The organism is Rhodococcus sp. DT1, from assembly GCF_049844875.1.
In the GTDB taxonomy this organism is placed as follows: Bacteria; Actinomycetota; Actinomycetes; order Mycobacteriales; family Mycobacteriaceae; genus Rhodococcus.
This window is the reverse complement of the sequence record NZ_JBNCLW010000004.1, coordinates 442,159-461,003: the sequence shown is the minus strand read 5'-3', so window position 1 is coordinate 461,003 and position 18,845 is coordinate 442,159. Positions and strand designations below refer to the sequence as shown.

The window sequence follows — 18,845 nt, the reverse complement described above, 5'->3', positions numbered from 1 at the left end:
CTGGGATATTCGGGGAACTGTTATCTGTTCTGCTCATAAGTAGGGGCGTGATGGACTTCCGGCAACTGCGGTACTTCCTCGCCGTGGGAGAAGAGACGAGCTTCTCGAGGGCAGCCGAACGATGCTTCATCTCCCAGTCGGCGATCAGTCACCAGATCGCGAAACTCGAGCAGGAGGTGGGCGCGAAGCTGTTCGAGCGCTCGACGCGCTCGGTCAAGCTCACCCCGGCGGGGGTACGGCTGATGCCCATCGCCGCCGAGGTGCTGAGCCTCGAGGCCCGCGCGCTAGAAGTCGGGCACGAGCCGCGGGGAAGTATCCGGATCACGGCGAACATGAGTTTCGCGTCGCAGAGTCTCGACGCCATCTCCCGCGTACGCGAGCGCCACCCCAACCTCGACGTCGAGTTCGTCATCAAGGACTTCACCGATCGGGTCAACGCTGTCGCGTCCGGCGAAGCCGACCTCGCCCTGATCCGCGGCGACGTGGACCGGCCCGGCCTCGAGGCGATTCGCCTCGGGATCGAAGATCTCGTCATCGTCACCTCGACGAGACACCCGTTGTCCGCCTTCTCCACCGTGGACATCGGAGAACTCGCGCACTATCCGTTGCTGCTGCCACCCCGGAACAACCAGGTTCTGCTGCACCGCGTGATCGAGGACGCGTTCGTCGAGGTCGGTCGCCGCGTCCGGCTCGGTCCCCCGATCGCCAGCGACCACACCGCCACCCTCGAGGTCATCACCAACCCACGGGCCTGGACGGTCCTCTACGCCGGCACCGCCGCCGAGACACCGCACAAGGGCCTGAAGTTCATGCGCGAGACCGACCACCGGCTGCGCGTGCCGGTGTGCGGTGTCCTGCGAAGCGGGGCGACACCGACACCGGAACTCGAATTTCTCGTTCAGGCGCTGGCCCACTCGATCGTGCCCACGACGACCACCCCTCCGGCCGCCGCACGCGGTGCCGGGAGCTGACGCCGGTCACGCGACCTCGCGGTCCGCCCGGTTCACCGTGAGGTTCAGATGCTTCCACCCCGCAACGTCCCGGCGAAGCTGGCGGTCATGGGTCGCGAGCACCACAGCGGCGTCGGTGACCTCCAGGGCCTCGGTCATCTCGTCCACGAGGGTGATCGACAGATGGTTCGTCGGCTCGTCGAGCAGCAGAACGTGGGGCCGGGTCGCGAGCATCATCGCCAGGTCGAGCCGACGCTGCTGGCCCATCGACAAATCCCGCACCCGCTTGTCGAGATCCCGCTCGTCGAGCAGACCGAGATCCTCCAGGGGCACGGTGCGGTCCTCGGGCACCACACCGTGGGCGGTGAGGAGTCCGATGTGGGTGTCGTACACCTCGCGTACCCGCTTGCCGGACGGCGGTGCCGACTCCTGCGCGAGTCGCCCGACCCTCACCACCGGGTCCACGACCAGCGTTCCCGACGTCGGCTCGATCGTCTGTGCGAGCACGGCGAGAAGCGTCGACTTCCCGGCACCGTTCGGTCCCGTCACCATCAGCCGCGACCCGGCGAGCACCGCGAGCGAGACCGGCCGGTCGAGCCGGCCCGCGACCGCGATCTTCTCCGCCCTGATCAGCGGCGCGTCGGGCTCGAGCAAGTCGAGTTCGGCGCCGAGTGAGGGCATCGTGAACCGCAGCGGAGGGACAGGCGTCGTGATCTCCTGCTCGTCGAGCGCGTCCTGCCGGCGGTGGACGGATCGAACCAGGCCGGGAGCGCGGGTCGCGCGCTGGTGTTTTCCCGTTCCCTTGTCCGGTCGCCAGCCGTCGATCAGCCTGTCCCGGGCGTGCTCGAGCTCGCCGGTGAGCCGGGCACGCTCGGCCTCCTGCCGGTTGTATTCCTCGACCCATCGCGCGTATTCGGCCTTTCGTCCCTCGCGATAACCGGCGTAGCCACCGCCGTAGAGGCGGGGGCGCCCGTCCCGGCTCGGGTTCAGGTCGAGGATCGAAGTCGCGACATCGGACAGCAGGGCCCGGTCGTGGCTGACGAGGACGAGACCGCTGCGGGTCTGTTGCAGTCGCTCGGTGAGGTAGTCGAGACCGTCGGCGTCGAGGTGGTTGGTGGGCTCGTCCAGCAGAAGGAAGTCGTGTTCCGCGCCGAGCAGGGCTGCGAGCCGCACGCGGTAGCGCTGCCCCACGGACATCTCGGACAGGAGCCGGGACCGATCGGTCACAGCACCGAGTGCCTCGAGGGCCGCATCGACGCGGCGATCGGCGTCCCAGGCCTCGAGTTGCTCGGCTGCCTCGAGCGCCTTCGCGTAGGTCTCCGCGGCAGCCGACCTGCCCTCGGACAGCCCGACGGCACTGTCGTCCAGCGCGCGCAGGGCTGCACGGGCCGCGGCGAGTTCGGTGTCGATCAGGTCGCCGACCGTACGACCGCCGCTGACCGTCATCTCCTGCTCTGCGACGCCGAGCGACCCGAATCGTCGAACGGATCCGGAATCGGGTTCGAGGCTGCCCGCGAGAATATGCAGCAGCGTGGACTTTCCCTGTCCGTTCTCACCGACCACGCCGATCCGGGAGCCGGGTGAGACAGCGAGGTCGACGCCTTGCAGGACGGGGTGGCCGCCGCGGGCGATGTGGACGTCGAGTGCTCCGAGTTGCGCGCGCGAACGGCGAGGCAGTGTGATTGTGGTGGTCATGTTTTCCTCCGCATACCGGGCACCTCGTCCCCACTGTGGTGGGGTGGAGTCGCTCGGTTTCCGACGAACGGCCGGGTCAGCGGCCGAGGGACACAGGCAACGGCCCGCTTCTCCGATTCCCGTCGCGCGGGCGAGGGAAGGGGCGGGCCGGCGGGCGTCAGTGGAAGAGGAGTGCCTGGATCACGACATCCAGGGTACCGATGCACAACAGGGCGTCAATCGGATTGATTCCCGACCGGTAACTCCGTTTCGTCCGTGGCGAGTCCCGGGACGCACGCCACACACGTGCAAGGATGCGATGGCCCCCACGTCGACCACCCGGCAGGAGTCCCCATGCAACACCTCGAGTCCTCGTTCACCGGCGGAAACGGCACTCGAATCGTGTACGACGTGTGGTCGCCGGACGGTGAACCCACCGCGCTGCTCGTCCTGGCGCACGGCCTCGGTGAGCATGCCCGTCGCTACGACCACGTCGCCGAACGGCTCACCGAACTCGGCATCGTGGTGTACGCACCGGACCATCGGGGACACGGCCGATCCGGCGGCAAGCGACTGCACGCGCGCACCATGAACGACTTCACCGACGACCTCGACGCACTGTTCGACATCGCGACCGCGGCCCATCCCGGCCTGCCGACGTTCCTCCTCGGCCATTCCATGGGCGGTGCGATCGCACTCGCGTACGCGCTCGATCACCAGGACCGGCTCACCGCGCTGGTGCTGTCCGGACCGGCGCTCGTCGTCACGTCCGGCACGCCGAAGCTCGTCGTGGAACTCGGAAAGCTGATCGGTCGGATTCTCCCTGATGTACCGGTGCAGAAACTCGACAGCGCAGCGGTGTCGCGCGATCCCGCGGTGGTCGCCGCATACGACGCGGATCCTCTCGTGCATCACGGTTTGGTGCCCGCCGGCCTCGCGCGGGTCCTCGTGCTCAACGAGGAGAGTGTCGCGGAGCGTCTGCCCGGCCTGACGTTGCCGCTGCTCGTGCTTCACGGCTCCGCCGACACATTGGCCGACCCCGCGGGGGCACGCGTGGTTGTGGACCATGCCGGATCGGAGGACCTGACGTCGAAGTTGTACGACGGGTTGTTCCACGAGGTGTTCAACGAACCCGAGAACGACCGTGTGCTCGGCGATCTCGTCGAATGGTTGCAGCCACGCCTCCTGAAGACGACGAAGCACTAGCCTGCGTTCAGGCGGCGCGACCGTCGTCCAGCGCCACGACGGCGCGGCGTGCGAACGCAATGCTGAGCGTGATGAGTTCCAGGGCTTCGGGCAAGGCGCGCGCAAGAACCGGCCACGCATGGACCTGCCCGCGCCACAGGTGGGTTTCGACCACGCGACCCGCCTCGGCGAGGCGGTGCGTCATGATCTCGACGTCGGGGCGGGTGAGTTCGTATTCGGCCGCACAGAGAAACATCGGCGGAAACAGTGCGGGTTCGGCGTCGACCGGGTTCATTTCTCCCTCGATCGCGTCCTCCCCGATCCACCGAGGGCGTAGTTTGTCGAGCGCCTTGATCGGCAGATACGCATCCCTGACCATGTAGGCCCGGTCGTGATCGCCGAGATCGAGATTCAGCAGTGGCGAATACCCGATGACCGCCGCCGGCCGCTGAAGCCCGCGACGTGCCGCGATCTCGGCCACCTTCGCAGCCAGGTACCCACCGGCGGAGTCTCCTCCGACGATGATGCGCGTCGGGTCGTCCGCGATGCCGAGCAGTGCCTCGTACGCGCTCATCGCGTCCTGCACCGATCCCGCAACAGGCACGACCGGAACCTGTCGGTAGTCCATCGAATACACCGGTGCACCCGATTCGAGCGCTAGTTGCACGCACAGTTGCCGGTGGGTGGACGGTCCGCAGAAGATGAATCCGCCGCCGTGGAAGTACAGGATGGTGGCGTCCTCGAGCGGATCGTCCACGGGTTTCGGCGACATAATCTGCTCCGCCGGGACACCGCCCAGCTCGGTCTCCGTGACATGGACATTTCTCGGTGTGGGAGTGACCTTGTCGACGAGCCAGGACAGCCGCCCGAGCACCGCGATCCCGAAATCGTTGCTGGGCCAGAGGGTGAGCAGGGGCTTGAACAGAAGTCGGGCAACCCACAGGACGATCGATGCGATCCTGCTCGTGCGTTCGTGCCACGTGACCGGAGCGGAAGTGCGCATGAGAACACAGTAAGTGGCACACCGCCCGAGGGCGGCGTTACCGGACCTGGAGAAGAGGTACGAGAAGTTCTTCAGCGGTGAGTGCGCCGTGCTGGCCGGGCAGCGCTGAGAGCATCCGCTCGCCGTGGGAACGGATCACGGTCGCCTCGTCGCGGCCGATCACGACGATGTCCCCGATGCGGCCGGTGACGGAAGGGTCCGGGTCGGGTCCGAACAGTCCCGCCGACAGTACTTCGTCGCGGGTGCCGACCCAGAAGTCGTCGCCGAGTTCGTTCGCCCACCGTTCGAGGACCCGGTCTACGCGCCCCGTGTGAATGTGCCGGCACCGCGGCTCACCGGCGACGACGTCGACGTCCTCCTCGAGACCGCGATGACGGTCGAAATCGACGCGGCGGCCACGAGAGGAATCGACCATCCCGTGGTCCGCCGTGACGAGCAACCGGGTTCCGTCCGGCAAAGCCCCGGCGAGTTGTTCCACGAAGCGGTCCACCACCGTCAGTTGCGCCAGCCACGCCTGGGAGTCGGGCCCGTAGACGTGGCCGAGCGTGTCCACTTCCGAGAGATAGCAGTACACGAGGTTCCGCTCGCCGGCGCGTGCGGCCGCGACGACCTCCGCCAGCAGGTCACCGTAGGCGGACACCCCGACGAATCTGCCACCACGCAGGACTGCCCGGGTCAGCCCGCTGCCGTCGAACGCCCTGGGAACGACGGTCGTCACGGCCAGGCCCGCAGCGTCTCCGCGTTCGAAGGCCGTGGGATGGGGCTGGACCTGTTCGGGCACGAGCGTGTCGCGTTGATCGAGGGAGGTCCCCGCGGCCGTCCAGCTCAGCCAGTTGACCGCGGTCTCGGCTTCCTCGACGTACGACTGGTATCCGGTGATTCCGTGGCGCCCGGACGGCAATCCGGTGCCGAGCGACGCGATGCTCGCCGCGGTCGTGGTGGGGAATCCTGCACGGATCGGCCGACCGGGAAGGTCGGTGAGATACGGCGCCGTGTTCCTGTTGCGCCGCAGCAGTTCCCATCCCATACCGTCGACCAGCAGGACGACCGTGTGCGCGCTGTCCGTGAGGCCGAGGCGGTTGCGTTCACCGGGAACCCCCGCGGACGCGAGTACCGACGGGATCACGTCGGCGAGCGTGGGTTCGGCGTAGACATCGCGCAGCGGGAGAGTCATGGTCCGAGTATGTCCTGTCGTCGTCGTGGCGGCAGATGCAATGACCCCGCAGACCACCTCACTCGCGTCTACCCGAACTTCGGCATCCGCCCACGCAGCGAACTCGCAGTCCGGTTCCGGCAGGAGGAGTGAACCGCACGGCCGCAGCCGGTCTCACGCGCCGACGTACTCCGCAAGGTGCTTGCCGGTGAGCGTCGAGCGGTCGTCGACGAGTTCGCGTGGTGTGCCCTCGAAGACGATGCGGCCGCCGTCGTGGCCTGCACCGGGACCGAGATCGATGATCCAGTCGGCATGGGCCATCACCGCCTGGTGGTGCTCGATGACCACGACCGATTTTCCGGAGTCCACGAGCCTGTCGAGCAGGCCCAGCAAGTTCTCGACATCGGCGAGGTGCAGGCCCGACGTGGGCTCGTCCAGGATGTAGACGTCGCCCTTTTCGCCCATGTGGGTCGCGAGCTTGAGTCGCTGGCGTTCGCCGCCGGACAGTGTGGTGAGCGGCTGACCGATCTTGATGTAGCCGAGACCGACGTCCGCGAGACGCCTGAGAATCTTGTGCGCTGCCGGGAGCGACGAGCCGTTCGCGCCACCACCGAAGAACTCCTCGGCCTGCGCGACCGACATCGTGAGCACCTCGTCGATGTCCTTGCCGCCGAACTTGTACTCGAGCACCTCCGCCATGAACCGCTTGCCGTCGCACACCTCGCAGGGGGCCGCTACTCCGGCCATCATCGCCAGGTCCGAGTACACGACTCCGGCACCGTTGCAGTTGGGGCATGCCCCTTCGGAATTGGCACTGAACAAGCCCGGTTTGACGCCGTTCGCCTTGGCGAACGCCTTACGGATCGGTTCGAGCAGTCCGGTGTAGGTCGCCGGGTTGCTCCGGCGCGAACCCTTGATCGCGCCCTGATCGATCGAGACCACCCCGTCGCGGTGAGCGACCGACCCGCTGATCAGTGAACTCTTCCCCGATCCGGCAACGCCGGTCACCACGACGAGCACTCCGAGGGGTATGTCGACGTCGACGTCGCGGAGGTTGTGGGTGTCGGCGCCGCGCACCTCGAGGGCGCCCGTCGAGGTACGGACGGACGGTTTCAGCGACGCGCGGTCGTCGAAGTGCTTGCCTGTGAGGGTGCCGCTCGTGCGCAACTCCTCCACGGTGCCCTCGAACACGATCTTGCCGCCTTCTGTGCCGGCGCGGGGGCCGAGATCGACGACGTGGTCGGCGATCGCGATCGCCTCCGGTTTGTGCTCGACGACCAGTACGGTGTTGCCCTTGTCGCGCAGTTGCAGCAGCAGGTCGTTCATCCGTGCGATGTCGTGCGGGTGCAAGCCGATCGTCGGTTCGTCGAAGACGTAGGTGACATCGGTGAGCGACGACCCGAGGTGACGAATCAGCTTGGTGCGCTGAGCCTCACCACCGGACAGCGTGCCCGCGGGGCGGTCGAGGGCGAGGTATCCCAGGCCGATCCCGACGAAGGAATCGAGGGTGTCGCCCAGCGACTTCAGGAGCGGGGCCACCGACGGTTCGTCGAGCCCGCGAACCCACTCGGCGAGATCGCTGATCTGCATCGCACAGGCGTCGGCAATGCTGATGCCGTCGATCTTCGACGATCGGGCTCCTTCGTTGAGCCGCGTGCCGTGGCATTCGGGGCACGTCTGGAACGTGATCGCGCGGTCGACGAACGCCCGGATGTGCGGCTGCATCGCTTCTCGGTCCTTGGACAGGAACGACTTCTGGATCTTCGGGATCAGCCCCTCGAACGTCACGTTGATGCCGTCGATCTTGATCCGAGTGGGTTCCTTGTAGAGCAGATCGTTCAGTTGCTTCTTCGTGAACTTCGCGATCGGTTTGCTCGGATCGAAGAATCCGCACCCGCGGTATATGCGCCCGTACCAGCCGTCCATGGTGTAACCCGGGATGGTGAGCGCACCCTCTTCGAGCGACTTGCTGTCGTCGTACAGGGCGGTCAGGTCGAAGTCGGACACCGTGCCCATGCCTTCGCAGCGCGGGCACATGCCGCCGGTGACGGTGAAACTCCGGCGTTCCTTCACCGTTCTTCCGGACTTCTCCACGGTGACCGAGCCGGCTCCGCTGATGGAGGCGACGTTGAAGGAGAACGCCTGCTGCGAGCCGATATGGGGCTTCCCGAGCCGGCTGAACAGGATGCGCAGCATGGCGTTCGCATCGGTCGCGGTGCCGACGGTGGAACGAGGGTTGGAACCCATCCGCTCCTGATCGACGATGATCGCCGTGGTCAGGCCCTCGAGCACGTCGACGTCGGGTCGCGCCAGGGTCGGCATGAAGCCCTGTACAAAGGCGCTGTAGGTCTCGTTGATCATCCGCTGCGATTCCGCGGCGATCGTGGCGAACACCAGCGAACTCTTTCCGGAGCCCGAGACACCCGTGAACACGGTCAACCGCCGTTTCGGGATCTCGAGACTGATGTCCCGAAGATTGTTCTCGCGTGCGCCGTGTACGCGGATCCAGTCGTGGCTGTCGGCGGGGTGGGTCCGGGACGAACCGGGCTTTTTTCGCGTGGCAGAGCTCATGGGTCTCCATCCGTCCTCGACCAGGGCCTAACGTATGTATAGCAAAAGTGTGGTGCACCCGGGGGAACCCGCGCGACTGCTCGTCCTCGACGACATGGGTCCGCCCTGCCGCACACAGCGGCAGACCAGGTCGCTGCCGCCATGCTTACCTATGACCGCCCGGTGCAACAACTTTCGTGTTGCCGGTGACTCGGGCTCGGTCGTGAGTGATCGCTCAGCGTCCGATTCACGACTGGTCGAGACGGGTGACCACACCTCGGTCTCCATCCACGCGTACACGGTCGCCGGTCTCGAGCGATCGGGTGGCCACCAAGGTGTTCACGACGCAGGGCAAGCCGTATTCGCGGGCCACCACCGCGCCGTGGGACACCGAGCTGCCGATGTCGGTGACCAGCGCCGCGATGACGGTGAAGTACGGCGTCCACCCGACGTCGGTCACCGGCGTCACGAGGATCTCTCCCCGCTGCAGCTCGCGCGCATCGCCCATCGATTGTGCGACCCGCACAACACCTTCCACGGTGCCGCGACTTGCGGGTCGGCCGATGATCTCATCACCGGTGACACCTGGCGCAGGCCGGGCGATCAGCGGGGTCGGTCGTCCGACAGACACATCGTCGAACTCGAGAGAGTTCTGGAACGCCAGCGCTTCCCGACGCTTCAGCGCGTTCTGCACGAGACCGGTGATGTCGTCCGAACCGACGACGCGTGTCAATTCGGCACGGTCGAAAAAGAACACCAGATCCGAGTCGGGCAGTCGCCCGGTCTCGGCCAGCACCTCACCGAGGTGGCGGTAGCCCAATTTGAGCGCATGCGCCATGAGCGCCATCTTCGATTTCGTCTCCTCGCGCCCGCGTGCGCCGCCCTGTGCCAACCGGGCAAGAAACCTGATGGGGAAGGATCTTGGTGCTTCGACGTGGGTGCTTCCCGATTCACGACGAGTCGGATCGAGCGCCGAACGGACCATCACCTGCATCATCGCGCCCAGGCCTTCAGGATCCTCGGCCCAGGAGGGGTCACGCATGCACAACTCGCGGTATCCGCGGTGACCGTGACGGGTCAAGAACTGTCGCAACGCTGTGCCGCCGGCGCTTCGTGTGGACTGCAGCTCGTTGACCGCGACGTCCGGCGCCGCTGCCGAGAACTGCTCGGCGACCCCCTCGGTGGCGGCTATGGCGCGTACCACCGCGTCGAGCTCCACGAGCATCATCGCGCTCTCGACATCGGAGGCTCCGGCCATGAGCCGGGTTGCCTCGGCACGACCTTCGTCCTCGCTTCGTCCGTTCTTCACCGCTTTTCTCATCAGGACACTTTCGAGAATGTTGGCCGCAACCGCCGCGCGCGATGACGACCGCACATGTGTCAGCGTGATGTCGCAATACTGCTGCACGCCGGATTCCAACTGGCCCATCACGCGTCGTGGGTCGTCGCTGGTCGGGATCTGAAACGCGGCGATCTGGTCTTCGAGGCGCCGAATCGCGGGGCCGGCGGACAACGCATACGTGGTGAGCCGGACCGTGTTGATCAACCTGTGCACAAAAGGTTTCGGGGGTTTCGGCTTCAGCTCGTCAACCACCCGCCCGCAGATCGAGGTGGAGAACTGCTCCAACGAATTGCCCAGGAGTCCGGAGCTCAGAGCTGTCCCCTCGGTCAGGTTCAGAAACATGTGGCCATGGAAGTAACCCACCTGTAGCCATGGCTTCTCGTAACTCTGCTGTGCCCGCGCCACCACCTGCGTCATCTGCATCGCGTAGTCGATGGCAAAGCCGGAGACCGATGCGGTCAACGGGCAGAATGCACCCGGCATCATCTCGCCGATGTTGCAGCGCGTGTATACGTGGTCTGCACCCGCGAGAGGCGAATCCATCTCGGCCAGATCGCCGGGCAGGGTGGTGATCGGTCGAGCCTGCAGCCACCACAGTGTGCCGGATCGGTCGATGGCCCACTCGAGATCCATCGGCCTGCCCCAATGTTGCGCAGCACGCAGGGCGCCGGACCTGATATCGGCGACCTCGTCCGGCGACAGGACCGGCACCTCGCCGACATCGCGGACGGCCGGGTTACCGTCCGAATCCAGGACGATGTGGTCTGAGGACGCCGTACCGTCGACGAGCGCTTCACCGAGACCGGCGACGGCGTCGATCACCGTGAGGTCGCGCCGGCCGGTCGCCGGATCGGCGGTGAACACAACCCCGGCGGCGCGCGCGTCCACCATCTGCTGCACCACCAGATGCATGGTGGCCGTGGGTTGGCCGCTGTAGGCCGCGGCGCGTCGCGAACGCACGGAGGCAGCGCACCTCTGCACGGCCGCGGCGAAGTCATCGACGGAGTTCACGCCCAGCACGGTGTCGTATTGTCCGGCGAACGACTGGTCGTCGCCGTCTTCCCCGACTGCCGAGGACCTGACAGCCACTGGTACAGCACCGACTGCGGCCATGCGCGAGAAACATTCCCCCACATCATCGATGCTGACCCACTCGGTAGCATCAGCAATGACGAATCCCACCGGTACCGGAAGTCCGAGGCGGCGCAACTGCGCGAGTCCGGCTGCTTTGCCGCCGTAGCGGTCATCGGTGACCTCGTCGAATTCGATTGCGTTCAGGGGCATGGTGATCCCCCCAATGCGTCGACGATTTCGGCGAGCGCCTCGACCTCGATAGGACCCGGTTGATACAGGCAAATCCGGTCCGACACACCGTCGACGCGATCACGGATGTGCGCGGCGACCTCTTTCGGGGTACCGCACGCGGCGATGGTGTGCAGTATGTCGTCGTCGATCAACGAGGCCATCTCCCGCCAGCGGCCCTGCTTGGACATTGCGTTGAGTTCGGGTTGCAGATCGCCCCAGCCGTGGGCGTCGAGCACCGGCCGGTAGGCCGGGGTGGAGCCGTAGAACGCCAGCAGCATCCGGGTCGAGGCATGGTCGTCGTCCCGTCCGGTACCCACCGACACGATGACCTCGGGCACCACCTCGAAGTCGTCCTCGCTGCGGCCGGCAGCCGCCAGACCGTCGCGAACGGCCGGCAGCGTCGTCTCGTGCAGGAACCGCTTCGATCCGAAAGGCATCACCAACAGACCGTCGGCCACTTCTGCGGTCGCTTTGGTCAGCCGAGGCCCGAGCGCGCCGAGATAGATCGGCGGCGGACCGAACGGGTTCGGTCCGGGCACGAAGGTCGGTGTCATCAAGGTATGGCGGTAGAACTCACCGCGGAAGTCCAGTGGCTCCCCCTCGTTCCACGTCGCGAAGATCGCGCGCAACGCCCCCACCAATTCCTTCATTCGCGCGACCGGATGATCGAACTGTGTGCCGTAGCGCTTCTCGATCTGCGCCCGCACCTGTGTGCCCAGACCCAGGATGAAGCGCCCCTCGCTGAGCAGTTGCAGATCGTTTGCCTGGTGGGCAAGTTGAATCGGATTGCGGGGGAATGCGATCGCGACGTTCGACATCAGGTCGAGACCCTTGACCGACGACGCCAACACCAGAGGCGTGAACACGTCGAACGGTCCCTCGAAGGTGAAGACACCGGATGCACCGGCTTCCTGGAGCACTTGCGCGCGCTCGACCGCATCCGTGGGCCCGAACAGGGCTGTCATGATCTTCACTGAAGCGGCGCCTGATCCGCGACGTCTGTCCAGTCGGAGAAGCCCGACGGGTGGTGCGGGCCGATCACACCGTGCTCGAACAAGCCCGCACCTTCGCGGACCGTCCCGTCGGCTTCGGTGCACACAGCTTTGCCGACGTGGTCGATGAGACTGAAGGGCGCTCGGGCCATCACCTCCGGGTCCGTGAGGTCGAAGCTGACGCGTTCGGCGAAGGGGCCGCCCTTCCAGCTGCCGTGTGCCCACGAGGAGTCGCCCCCGTACCCCGACCCGAAAGCAATAGGCGCGAACAACTTCGATTCGACATCCAGCTGAATTCGGTCCCCTGCACGGTTCATGAACTCGACGTGGGCGCCCCGGGGAATCCTGGTTCCGGTCCGGTAGTCGATGGTGGCGCGCACTCCGTCGAGTTGTTCGACGCGCCCGTCCCGCCAGCGGCGCGTGCAGTCGTAGAGGCTGCGGTGGCCGTCGGAATCCTCTTGCAGGATCAAGAAGAGTTGATAGTCGTCGAAGGCCAGAGGTAGGTAGAGCCACCACATTCCGGCGAACGAAGCGTCTGGCCGACCGACTGGCTCGGCCTCACCGACAGGTCTGATCCCCCACGATCGGTCACGGCTCGCCACGCTGGTGTCATGACCGACTTCGAGCCGTTCGCCGTCGACGTCGATCCACCCCTCCCAGGACCCGACCTGGGCGAAGCGACACGCCTGCAAGGTCACTCGCCGCTCGGTGAGCATCTCGTGCGGCTTCTCCAGCGCAGCAGGAAACAGCCCGCGCCAGGTGAGGTCTGCGGAAATACCCTCGGTTTGCGCCAGTGTCAGGTGCAGCTGCTGCAGTGGCTCGACGACTTCGAGACAGTAGCCGTTGACGTTCTGGTGAAGGCGGTCGTCGTCGATGGCGTCACTGAGGTGAAGCGCGGTCTGCATATCGCCGCGGCGGACGACGAAGTAGGCGTCTTTCACGCCGAGGCGCGGGTAGTAGCCGACTCCGGTGAGCGCCATGAAGCGGCCCTCCCGATCGAGCACGTTGAAATACGACCGGTCGTAGAAGTTTCGATCGGACGTGGTCGGCCACGTCAACGGCGCAGGTGCCTGATGGATCGGAAACTCGTCGAGCGGGCTCAAGTTCACAGGCACTCCCTCAAATACGATGCAGATCGTATTGGAAATATGATGCAGTCATGACAGCAGAAAGCCCAAAGGATGGCAAGAGGTCTGCGCAGCCGTCGCCGGGACGGCCGCGCGACAGCAGGATCGATGCCTCGATCATTGCCGCCACCCGCGAATTGATTCTCGAGACGGGCTATTCCGCGTTGTCGTTGTCGGCGATCGCCGCGCGCGCCGGGACCACCACCGCTGCCATCTACCGGCGATGGTCGGGCAAGGCGCAACTTGTCCACGAGGCAGTGCTTTCTGCCGAAACGATTACCATGCCGGACGATTCGGGAGGTATCCGCAACGAGATCAGGGTTCTGGTCGAGACGATCCGGGTCATCTTCGACCGCCCCGAGGTGCGAGCGGCATTGCCGGGTCTGATCGCCGACACCGTTGCCGACCCGGAATTGCACAACATGATGATCGCGCGATTGGCCGGGAATCTGACCGCATTCGAGTCTCGCTTCGGTCAGGAGCGTCGCGACGACGACCAACTACCCATGCTCGTGGAGGTGGTCGCGGGGACCGCGATTTTCCGTATCTTGATCCGCCGGGACGCCGCCCTCGACGACACCTGGGTGAACGAGTTGACCGAGATGATCACCGGCCGCTGGCCCCCCGCGTGACGGAACCACTCGCCGTATCAGCGAATCAAGTCCGCATCCTTACTGCCGTACGCTGCGCGGAGTTCGGGTTCGGGTTCGACGACTTTGCCACCGGGATTGCCGGCGTGTCAGCTCGATTCCTGGATGCGAACCATGTTGCCGGCGGGGTCGCGGAGGGCACAGTCACGAACCCCGTACGGCTGGTCCATCGGCTCTTGCACGATCTCCGTGTCGCCGTCCTGCAGACGCGCGAAGGTCCCGTCGAGATCTGCGGTGGACAAGATGATCGAGGCGAAGGTTCCTTTCGCCATCATCTCGGCGATGGTGCGGCCCTCGTCTTCGGTGATTCCGGGGTCGGCGGTGGGCGGGTACAGGACGACGGAGGGACCGGTGCCGTCGGCGGAGCCGACCGTGATCCACCGCATCCCGCCGTAGCCGACGTCGTTACGAACCTCGAAGCCGAGAGTGTCGCGATAGAACGCCAGCGAAGCGTCCGGATCCGAGTGGGGAAGGAAGGTGTGATGAATGTTGATGTCCATGACGATCACCGTAAGTCGGATGCGGCCGCCGATGCTTCTCGATTTCTGATCGGTCGTGTGACCTGTTTGGCCACGCACGACGGCATGCCGTCCGTCGCGAGTGCCGCTTCCCGCCGGTAGGTGCTCGGAGGGACACCGACCAATTCGGTGAAGCGCGTACTGAAGGTCCCCAGAGAAGAACAGCCCACCTCGAAACAGACCTCGGTGACGGTGCGATCGCCACGACGGAGCAGAGCCATCGCGCGCTCGATACGACGCGTCATGAGATACGAGTACGGCGATTCACCGTAGGCGATCCGGAATTGCCTGCTGAGGTGCCCGGCCGAGATATTCACCCCGCGGGCCAAGGCCTCGACGTCCAGAGGCTGTGCGTATTCGCGGTCGATCCGATCACGAACCCGCCGCAACAGCGCGAGGTCGCGCAGACGCTGTGCTGTGTCGGGTTTCCCGGTCACGGGGATATCCTGCCACGTCCCGCACCGTCGGGACCACGGCCGGAAAAATCGCGTCGAGGTGGTTCGTCTCGTCTGCGTCCGGGAACAACAACCGAGAGGCGCCACGGCATGACAGTCTGACCGGTACGCCCGTATCTGGACGAGAGGAATTCACCGATGGCACGTCCGGTTCGCGTAGTCGTTCTCGGCTCGGGTTCGTGGGGCACGACCGTCGCCGGTCTCGCCGCGAAGAACACGCCGACGCTCTTGTGGTCGCGGAACAAGGAAACCGCCGACGAGATCAACGTCGATCACCGCAACCACCGCTACCTGGGCGACCGGAAACTTCCGGACACCCTGCGTGCCACCGCGGACATCGACGAGGCCGCCCACGAAGCGGACGTGCTCGTCGTGGGGGTGCCGTCGTACGCTGTGCGCTCGACACTCGAGCCGCTCGTCCACGAACTCCGAGCGTGGGTACCGATCGTTTCTCTTGCGAAAGGGCTGGAACCCGGGACGCGGTTGCGGCCTACGCAGGTGATCAGCGCGTGCCTCCCCGGCCATCCCGTCGGGTTGCTTTCCGGTCCGAACATCGCGAGCGAAATTGCGGACGGCAAGGCTGCCGCCTCGGTCGTGGCGATGCAGGACGACTCCGTCGGCACGGCTCTCCAGCCCCTGTTCGCATCCACGCTGTTCCGGGTCTATCGCAACACCGACGTCCTCGGCTGCGAACTCGGCGGAATCCTCAAGAACATCGTCGCCATCGCCGCGGGCATGGCGGAGGGACTGCGCGTCGGTGACAACACGCGCGCGATGGTCCTGTCGCGCGGTCTCGCCGAGATGACGCGCCTCGGGGAAGCGATGGGCGCCAACGCCCGGACGTTCGCCGGCCTCACCGGTATGGGGGATCTGATCGCCACGTGTACCAGTCCGGCCTCCCGCAACCGGAGGCTCGGCGAAGCGCTGGCGCGCGGGCTCAGCGTCGATGAGGCGGTCGCCGAACTCGGGCAGGTCGCCGAGGGAGTGAAGACGGCGCCCACCGTCATGGAGTTGGCTCGCGAGGCCGGAATCCAGATGCCCATCGCGGCAGAGGTAGCGGCCGTGGTCGGAGGGCACCGCAGTCCCGCGGACGCGTATCGCGGTCTGCGCCGGGTCACACCCGGCGACGAGGAGGATGTCGTCTGATCGGCGATTATCCGGCAGTCTCGGAATTGCACTAGAAAGCGGTACACCCGCCGAGACGACCGGGCGCCGCAAGTTTCTCGTCGAGATGAACGGCCCACCGGGATGACCACCGCGCCTACCGTGGAGGTCTGAGGCGGAACACTCCGACGGGAGACCGATATGCGAGTGGTGAACATGGTGACCGGCGCGGCGAAGGGCGTCGGCTCGGCGGTCGGGATCCGCACCGGCACCGAGGAACCGCGGTACGAAGTCCAGGCGACGACTCACGGGCTCGAAGTCCGCAGGTACGGCCGTCGTATCGCTGCCGAGACCACGGTGCACGGCGACGAGGAACGTGCCCGCGACGTGGGATTCCGGCGTCTGGCCGGCTACATCTTCGGCTCGAACAGAGGCAAGTCGACGATCGCGATGACCGCGCCCGTATCCCAGGCCGGAGCCTCGGACGACTCGTCGGTCATCCGGTTCTTCATGCCGGCGAAGTGGGCCATGGAGGACCTGCCCGACCCCGAGGACCGGTCCGTGGAACTCGTCGAGATCCACGACGAGACGATGGCGGTGCTGCAGTTCAGCGGCGACCGCAGCCGCGCCGCGGTGGCGGAGCGCACCGCCGAGTTGCTGAGAACGCTGGAGGCGACGGAGTGGCTCGCTACCGGCCCACCGGTGGCATGGTTCTACGACCCGCCCTGGACGGTTCCGTTTCGGCGTCGCAACGAGGTGGCGGTCCCGGTCGCTGCTCGCTGATCCACGAGAGGCCGATCCGCGCGAGGCGGAAGATACCGTCGGGTACCGCGGCCCGGCCGGTATGCGAAGGTGATCGAATGACGAGTTCTGCCGACGTGTTGTCGAACCTTCTCGACTCCCGCTACAGCTGCCGCGCCTTTCTGTCCAAGCAGGTCCCGCGCGACGACATCGAGCGGATGCTCGGGATGGCTCAGCGGACGGCATCGTGGTGCAACTCGCAACCCTGGCGCGTCCACCTCACCAGCGGCACCGCGACCGATCGGTTGCGGGACGCGGTGTACACGCAGGCCGCGTCGGGAGCCATGGATCCGGACATCCCGGGTCCCGCCGAGTATCGCGGGGAGTACGCCGAGCGCCGGCGCAACGCCGGGTATGCGCTCTACAACGCGCTGGGGATCGCGCGCGACGATTACGCGCGACGCGGCGAGCAGATGCTCGAGAACTTCCTGTTCTTCGGGGCGCCACACGTCGCCGTCGTCAGCACCGACAAGGCGCTCGGTGTGTACGGCGCCGTCGATTGCGGTGGTTACGTGTCGAACCTGCTTCTCGCGGCGGAGTCGCTCGGGATTGCTGCGGTACCGCAAGCCGCGGTGCCGATGGCATCGACAGCATTGCATCGCGAATTGGGCATCGGCGACGACCGCGACATCGTGTGCGCGGTGTCGTTCGGGTACGCCGACGAAGCACACCCGGCCAATACCTGCCGCACCGATCGCGCCACCCTCGAGGCGACTGTCGAGTGGGTGGACGAATAGCCCGAGGAGGTGTCGCGGTCCGGGTCGGCTCAGTCGGTTTGACTGCGGAGATACCGTCCGAAGTGCGGCACCGTGAAACCGATGAAACCTCTTTCGGCGGAATAGATCAGGCCTTTCTTGATCAATCCGTCGCGCGCGGGAGACAGTGAGGCCGGCTTGCGGCCGAGTTCGGCGGCGATCTTGGACGTTGCGATGGGTCCGTCGTCGCCCGACAGGTCCGCCATGGCTCGCATGTATTCACGCTCGGCCGGAGTGGCCCGCTCGTACCGCGAACCGAAAAACCCTACGGCCAGTTCTTCTTCCGCGGTGGGGGCCGCGACCCGTACGTCCGCTGCGGTGATCGGGCTGTCCGCGGCCAGATCCCAGGTGGCTTTCCCGTATGCCTGGACGAAATACGGATAACCGTCTGCCGTTTCGTACAACAGATCCAGTGCGTCCCTGGTGAATTCGACGTCTTCTCGCTGGGCGGGCGCAATGAGTGCGTGATCGGCGGCATCCCGGTCGAGGCGGCCGATCCGGTGGTAGGTGAACAATCGTTCGGAGTACGACTTGGACGCGGACAACACGGCCGGCAGGTGCGGCAGTCCGGCTCCCACGACGATCAGCGGAGCGGTGTCCTGACTCAATTCGTGGCACGCACCGCAGATCGCCGACACGTCGTCCGGACCGAGGTCTTGCATCTCGTCGATGAACAAGGCGATTCCCACCCCGACGTCCCGAGCGAGGCCGGCGGCGTCCACGAGCAGTTCGACCAGGTCGATCTCGATGTCACCGGAATCGGCGCGACCTTTCACCGCCGGTGCGTCGATTCCGGGCTGCCAGCGTTCGCGCATCCCTTTGTCCGCTGTGGCGCGCAAAGCGAAAGATTTGAGTACACCGAGGAAGTGGTCGACGGATTCGGGATCCGGATGTGCGGCCGCGATCTCACGCACCGCCATGTGCAGGGCAGACGACAGCGGGCGTCGCAAACCCTGGTCCGGGCGCGCCTCGATCTTGCCCGTACCCCAGCTCTTGGCTATGGCAGCGGAGCGCAGGTGATTGAGCAGAACGGTTTTCCCGACACCGCGCAGACCGGTGAGCACGACGCTGCGTTCGGGCCGGCCGCGGGAGATGCGCTCGAGAACGACGTCGAACGCCGCGAGTTGCTTCTCTCGGCCGGCGAGTTCGGGCGGGCGCTGCCCCGCGCCGGGGGCGTACGGGTTGCGGACCGGATCCATCGGTCGATGGTAACGAGCTGCGCAGCTGTTTCTGGGTTGCTCTAGCGCGTGTCGTAGAGAGCCGAATGCAGATGTACGCATA

General features: G+C 66.0%; 16 protein-coding genes. 6 read left to right on the top strand and 10 right to left on the bottom strand.

Annotated elements, in window-relative coordinates; genetic code table 11:
* Positions 1-50 precede the first annotated feature (50 nt).
* On the top strand, positions 51-971 hold the full coding sequence (locus ACLQ3J_RS12815; RefSeq protein ID WP_169622940.1) for a LysR family transcriptional regulator: 921 nt from the start codon (positions 51-53) through the stop codon (positions 969-971).
* A 6-nt stretch (positions 972-977) separates the two neighbouring features.
* Here the strand turns inward: ACLQ3J_RS12815 and ACLQ3J_RS12810 are convergent, their stop codons facing one another.
* Positions 978-2,645: an ABC-F family ATP-binding cassette domain-containing protein gene (locus tag ACLQ3J_RS12810; protein WP_296550382.1), complete on the bottom strand. Its 1,668-nt coding sequence runs from the start codon at positions 2,643-2,645 to the stop codon at positions 978-980.
* 333 nt (positions 2,646-2,978) lie between these two features.
* On the opposite strand from ACLQ3J_RS12810, the gene ACLQ3J_RS12805 reads away from it, so the two are divergent.
* The gene (locus ACLQ3J_RS12805; RefSeq protein ID WP_296550381.1) at positions 2,979-3,830 is read left to right on the top strand and encodes an alpha/beta hydrolase; all 852 of its coding nucleotides are present in this window, start codon (positions 2,979-2,981) and stop codon (positions 3,828-3,830) included.
* A gap of 7 nt (positions 3,831-3,837) precedes the next feature.
* Here ACLQ3J_RS12805 and ACLQ3J_RS12800 read toward each other — a convergent pair whose 3' ends face one another.
* The 6 genes from ACLQ3J_RS12800 to ACLQ3J_RS12775 form a co-directional block, all read right to left on the bottom strand.
* A complete protein-coding gene (locus tag ACLQ3J_RS12800; protein WP_422423447.1) occupies positions 3,838-4,812 on the bottom strand; it encodes an alpha/beta hydrolase in 975 nt (324 codons plus the stop codon).
* Positions 4,813-4,849: 37 nt separating this feature from the next.
* Entirely contained in the window at positions 4,850-5,986 is a 1,137-nt protein-coding gene (locus ACLQ3J_RS12795; RefSeq protein ID WP_425903455.1) for an alkaline phosphatase family protein, read from the bottom strand.
* Positions 5,987-6,139: 153 nt separating this feature from the next.
* Positions 6,140-8,536, bottom strand: a complete 2,397-nt coding sequence (locus ACLQ3J_RS12790; protein WP_169622935.1) for an ATP-binding cassette domain-containing protein — start codon at positions 8,534-8,536, stop codon at positions 6,140-6,142.
* 226 nt (positions 8,537-8,762) lie between these two features.
* Entirely contained in the window at positions 8,763-11,141 is a 2,379-nt protein-coding gene (locus tag ACLQ3J_RS12785) for a PEP/pyruvate-binding domain-containing protein (protein ID WP_425903453.1), read from the bottom strand.
* A complete protein-coding gene (locus ACLQ3J_RS12780) occupies positions 11,132-12,136 on the bottom strand; it encodes a TIGR03617 family F420-dependent LLM class oxidoreductase (RefSeq protein ID WP_169622933.1) in 1,005 nt (334 codons plus the stop codon). Before ACLQ3J_RS12780 ends, ACLQ3J_RS12785 begins: the two co-directional genes overlap by 10 nt.
* Positions 12,133-13,269, bottom strand: a complete 1,137-nt coding sequence (locus tag ACLQ3J_RS12775; RefSeq protein WP_358473798.1) for a hypothetical protein — start codon at positions 13,267-13,269, stop codon at positions 12,133-12,135. The genes ACLQ3J_RS12780 and ACLQ3J_RS12775 overlap by 4 nt, the downstream gene beginning before the upstream one ends.
* 44 nt (positions 13,270-13,313) lie before the next feature.
* On the opposite strand from ACLQ3J_RS12775, the gene ACLQ3J_RS12770 reads away from it, so the two are divergent.
* The gene (locus tag ACLQ3J_RS12770; RefSeq protein WP_425903452.1) at positions 13,314-13,913 is read left to right on the top strand and encodes a TetR-like C-terminal domain-containing protein; all 600 of its coding nucleotides are present in this window, start codon (positions 13,314-13,316) and stop codon (positions 13,911-13,913) included.
* 107 nt (positions 13,914-14,020) lie between these two features.
* On the opposite strand, the gene ACLQ3J_RS12765 is transcribed toward ACLQ3J_RS12770, so the two are convergent.
* Together ACLQ3J_RS12765 and ACLQ3J_RS12760 are read right to left on the bottom strand one after the other, a co-directional pair.
* Positions 14,021-14,431, bottom strand: coding sequence for a VOC family protein (locus ACLQ3J_RS12765; RefSeq protein ID WP_206038849.1), 411 nt, complete (start codon positions 14,429-14,431; stop codon positions 14,021-14,023).
* Positions 14,432-14,436: 5 nt separating this feature from the next.
* Entirely contained in the window at positions 14,437-14,886 is a 450-nt protein-coding gene (locus ACLQ3J_RS12760; RefSeq protein WP_422423441.1) for a helix-turn-helix transcriptional regulator, read from the bottom strand.
* Positions 14,887-15,042: 156 nt separating this feature from the next.
* Here ACLQ3J_RS12760 and ACLQ3J_RS12755 point away from each other — a divergent pair, with 156 nt between their 5' ends.
* The 3 genes from ACLQ3J_RS12755 to ACLQ3J_RS12745 all read left to right on the top strand — a co-directional run bounded on the left by ACLQ3J_RS12755 (position 15,043) and on the right by ACLQ3J_RS12745 (position 17,546).
* Positions 15,043-16,050 carry an NAD(P)H-dependent glycerol-3-phosphate dehydrogenase gene (locus tag ACLQ3J_RS12755; RefSeq protein WP_296550375.1) on the top strand — a complete coding sequence of 336 codons (1,008 nt, stop codon included), beginning with the start codon at positions 15,043-15,045 and terminating at the stop codon, positions 16,048-16,050.
* A gap of 159 nt (positions 16,051-16,209) precedes the next feature.
* On the top strand, positions 16,210-16,791 hold the full coding sequence (locus ACLQ3J_RS12750; RefSeq protein WP_169652853.1) for an SOUL family heme-binding protein: 582 nt from the start codon (positions 16,210-16,212) through the stop codon (positions 16,789-16,791).
* A gap of 77 nt (positions 16,792-16,868) precedes the next feature.
* Positions 16,869-17,546 (top strand): nitroreductase, encoded by a 678-nt coding sequence (locus ACLQ3J_RS12745; protein WP_169622926.1) that lies wholly within the window; start codon positions 16,869-16,871, stop codon positions 17,544-17,546.
* 29 nt (positions 17,547-17,575) lie between these two features.
* On the opposite strand, the gene ACLQ3J_RS12740 is transcribed toward ACLQ3J_RS12745, so the two are convergent.
* The gene (locus tag ACLQ3J_RS12740) at positions 17,576-18,763 is read right to left on the bottom strand and encodes an AAA family ATPase (protein ID WP_169622925.1); all 1,188 of its coding nucleotides are present in this window, start codon (positions 18,761-18,763) and stop codon (positions 17,576-17,578) included.
* Positions 18,764-18,845: the final 82 nt, after the last annotated feature.

Bases quoted from the DNA above. Each gene is read 5' to 3' on its own strand.
- ACLQ3J_RS12815 (WP_169622940.1), top strand. From the start codon at position 51: ATGGACTTCCGGCAACTGCGGTACTTCCTCGCCGTGGGAGAAGAGACG.
- ACLQ3J_RS12810 (WP_296550382.1), bottom strand. From the start codon at position 2,645: ATGACCACCACAATCACACTGCCTCGCCGTTCGCGCGCGCAACTCGGA.
- ACLQ3J_RS12805 (WP_296550381.1), top strand. From the start codon at position 2,979: ATGCAACACCTCGAGTCCTCGTTCACCGGCGGAAACGGCACTCGAATC.
- ACLQ3J_RS12800 (WP_422423447.1), bottom strand. From the start codon at position 4,812: ATGCGCACTTCCGCTCCGGTCACGTGGCACGAACGCACGAGCAGGATC.
- ACLQ3J_RS12795 (WP_425903455.1), bottom strand. From the start codon at position 5,986: ATGACTCTCCCGCTGCGCGATGTCTACGCCGAACCCACGCTCGCCGAC.
- ACLQ3J_RS12790 (WP_169622935.1), bottom strand. From the start codon at position 8,536: ATGAGCTCTGCCACGCGAAAAAAGCCCGGTTCGTCCCGGACCCACCCC.
- ACLQ3J_RS12785 (WP_425903453.1), bottom strand. From the start codon at position 11,141: ATGCCCCTGAACGCAATCGAATTCGACGAGGTCACCGATGACCGCTAC.
- ACLQ3J_RS12770 (WP_425903452.1), top strand. From the start codon at position 13,314: ATGACAGCAGAAAGCCCAAAGGATGGCAAGAGGTCTGCGCAGCCGTCG.
- ACLQ3J_RS12765 (WP_206038849.1), bottom strand. From the start codon at position 14,431: ATGGACATCAACATTCATCACACCTTCCTTCCCCACTCGGATCCGGAC.
- ACLQ3J_RS12755 (WP_296550375.1), top strand. From the start codon at position 15,043: ATGGCACGTCCGGTTCGCGTAGTCGTTCTCGGCTCGGGTTCGTGGGGC.
- ACLQ3J_RS12750 (WP_169652853.1), top strand. From the start codon at position 16,210: ATGCGAGTGGTGAACATGGTGACCGGCGCGGCGAAGGGCGTCGGCTCG.
- ACLQ3J_RS12745 (WP_169622926.1), top strand. From the start codon at position 16,869: ATGACGAGTTCTGCCGACGTGTTGTCGAACCTTCTCGACTCCCGCTAC.
- ACLQ3J_RS12740 (WP_169622925.1), bottom strand. From the start codon at position 18,763: ATGGATCCGGTCCGCAACCCGTACGCCCCCGGCGCGGGGCAGCGCCCG.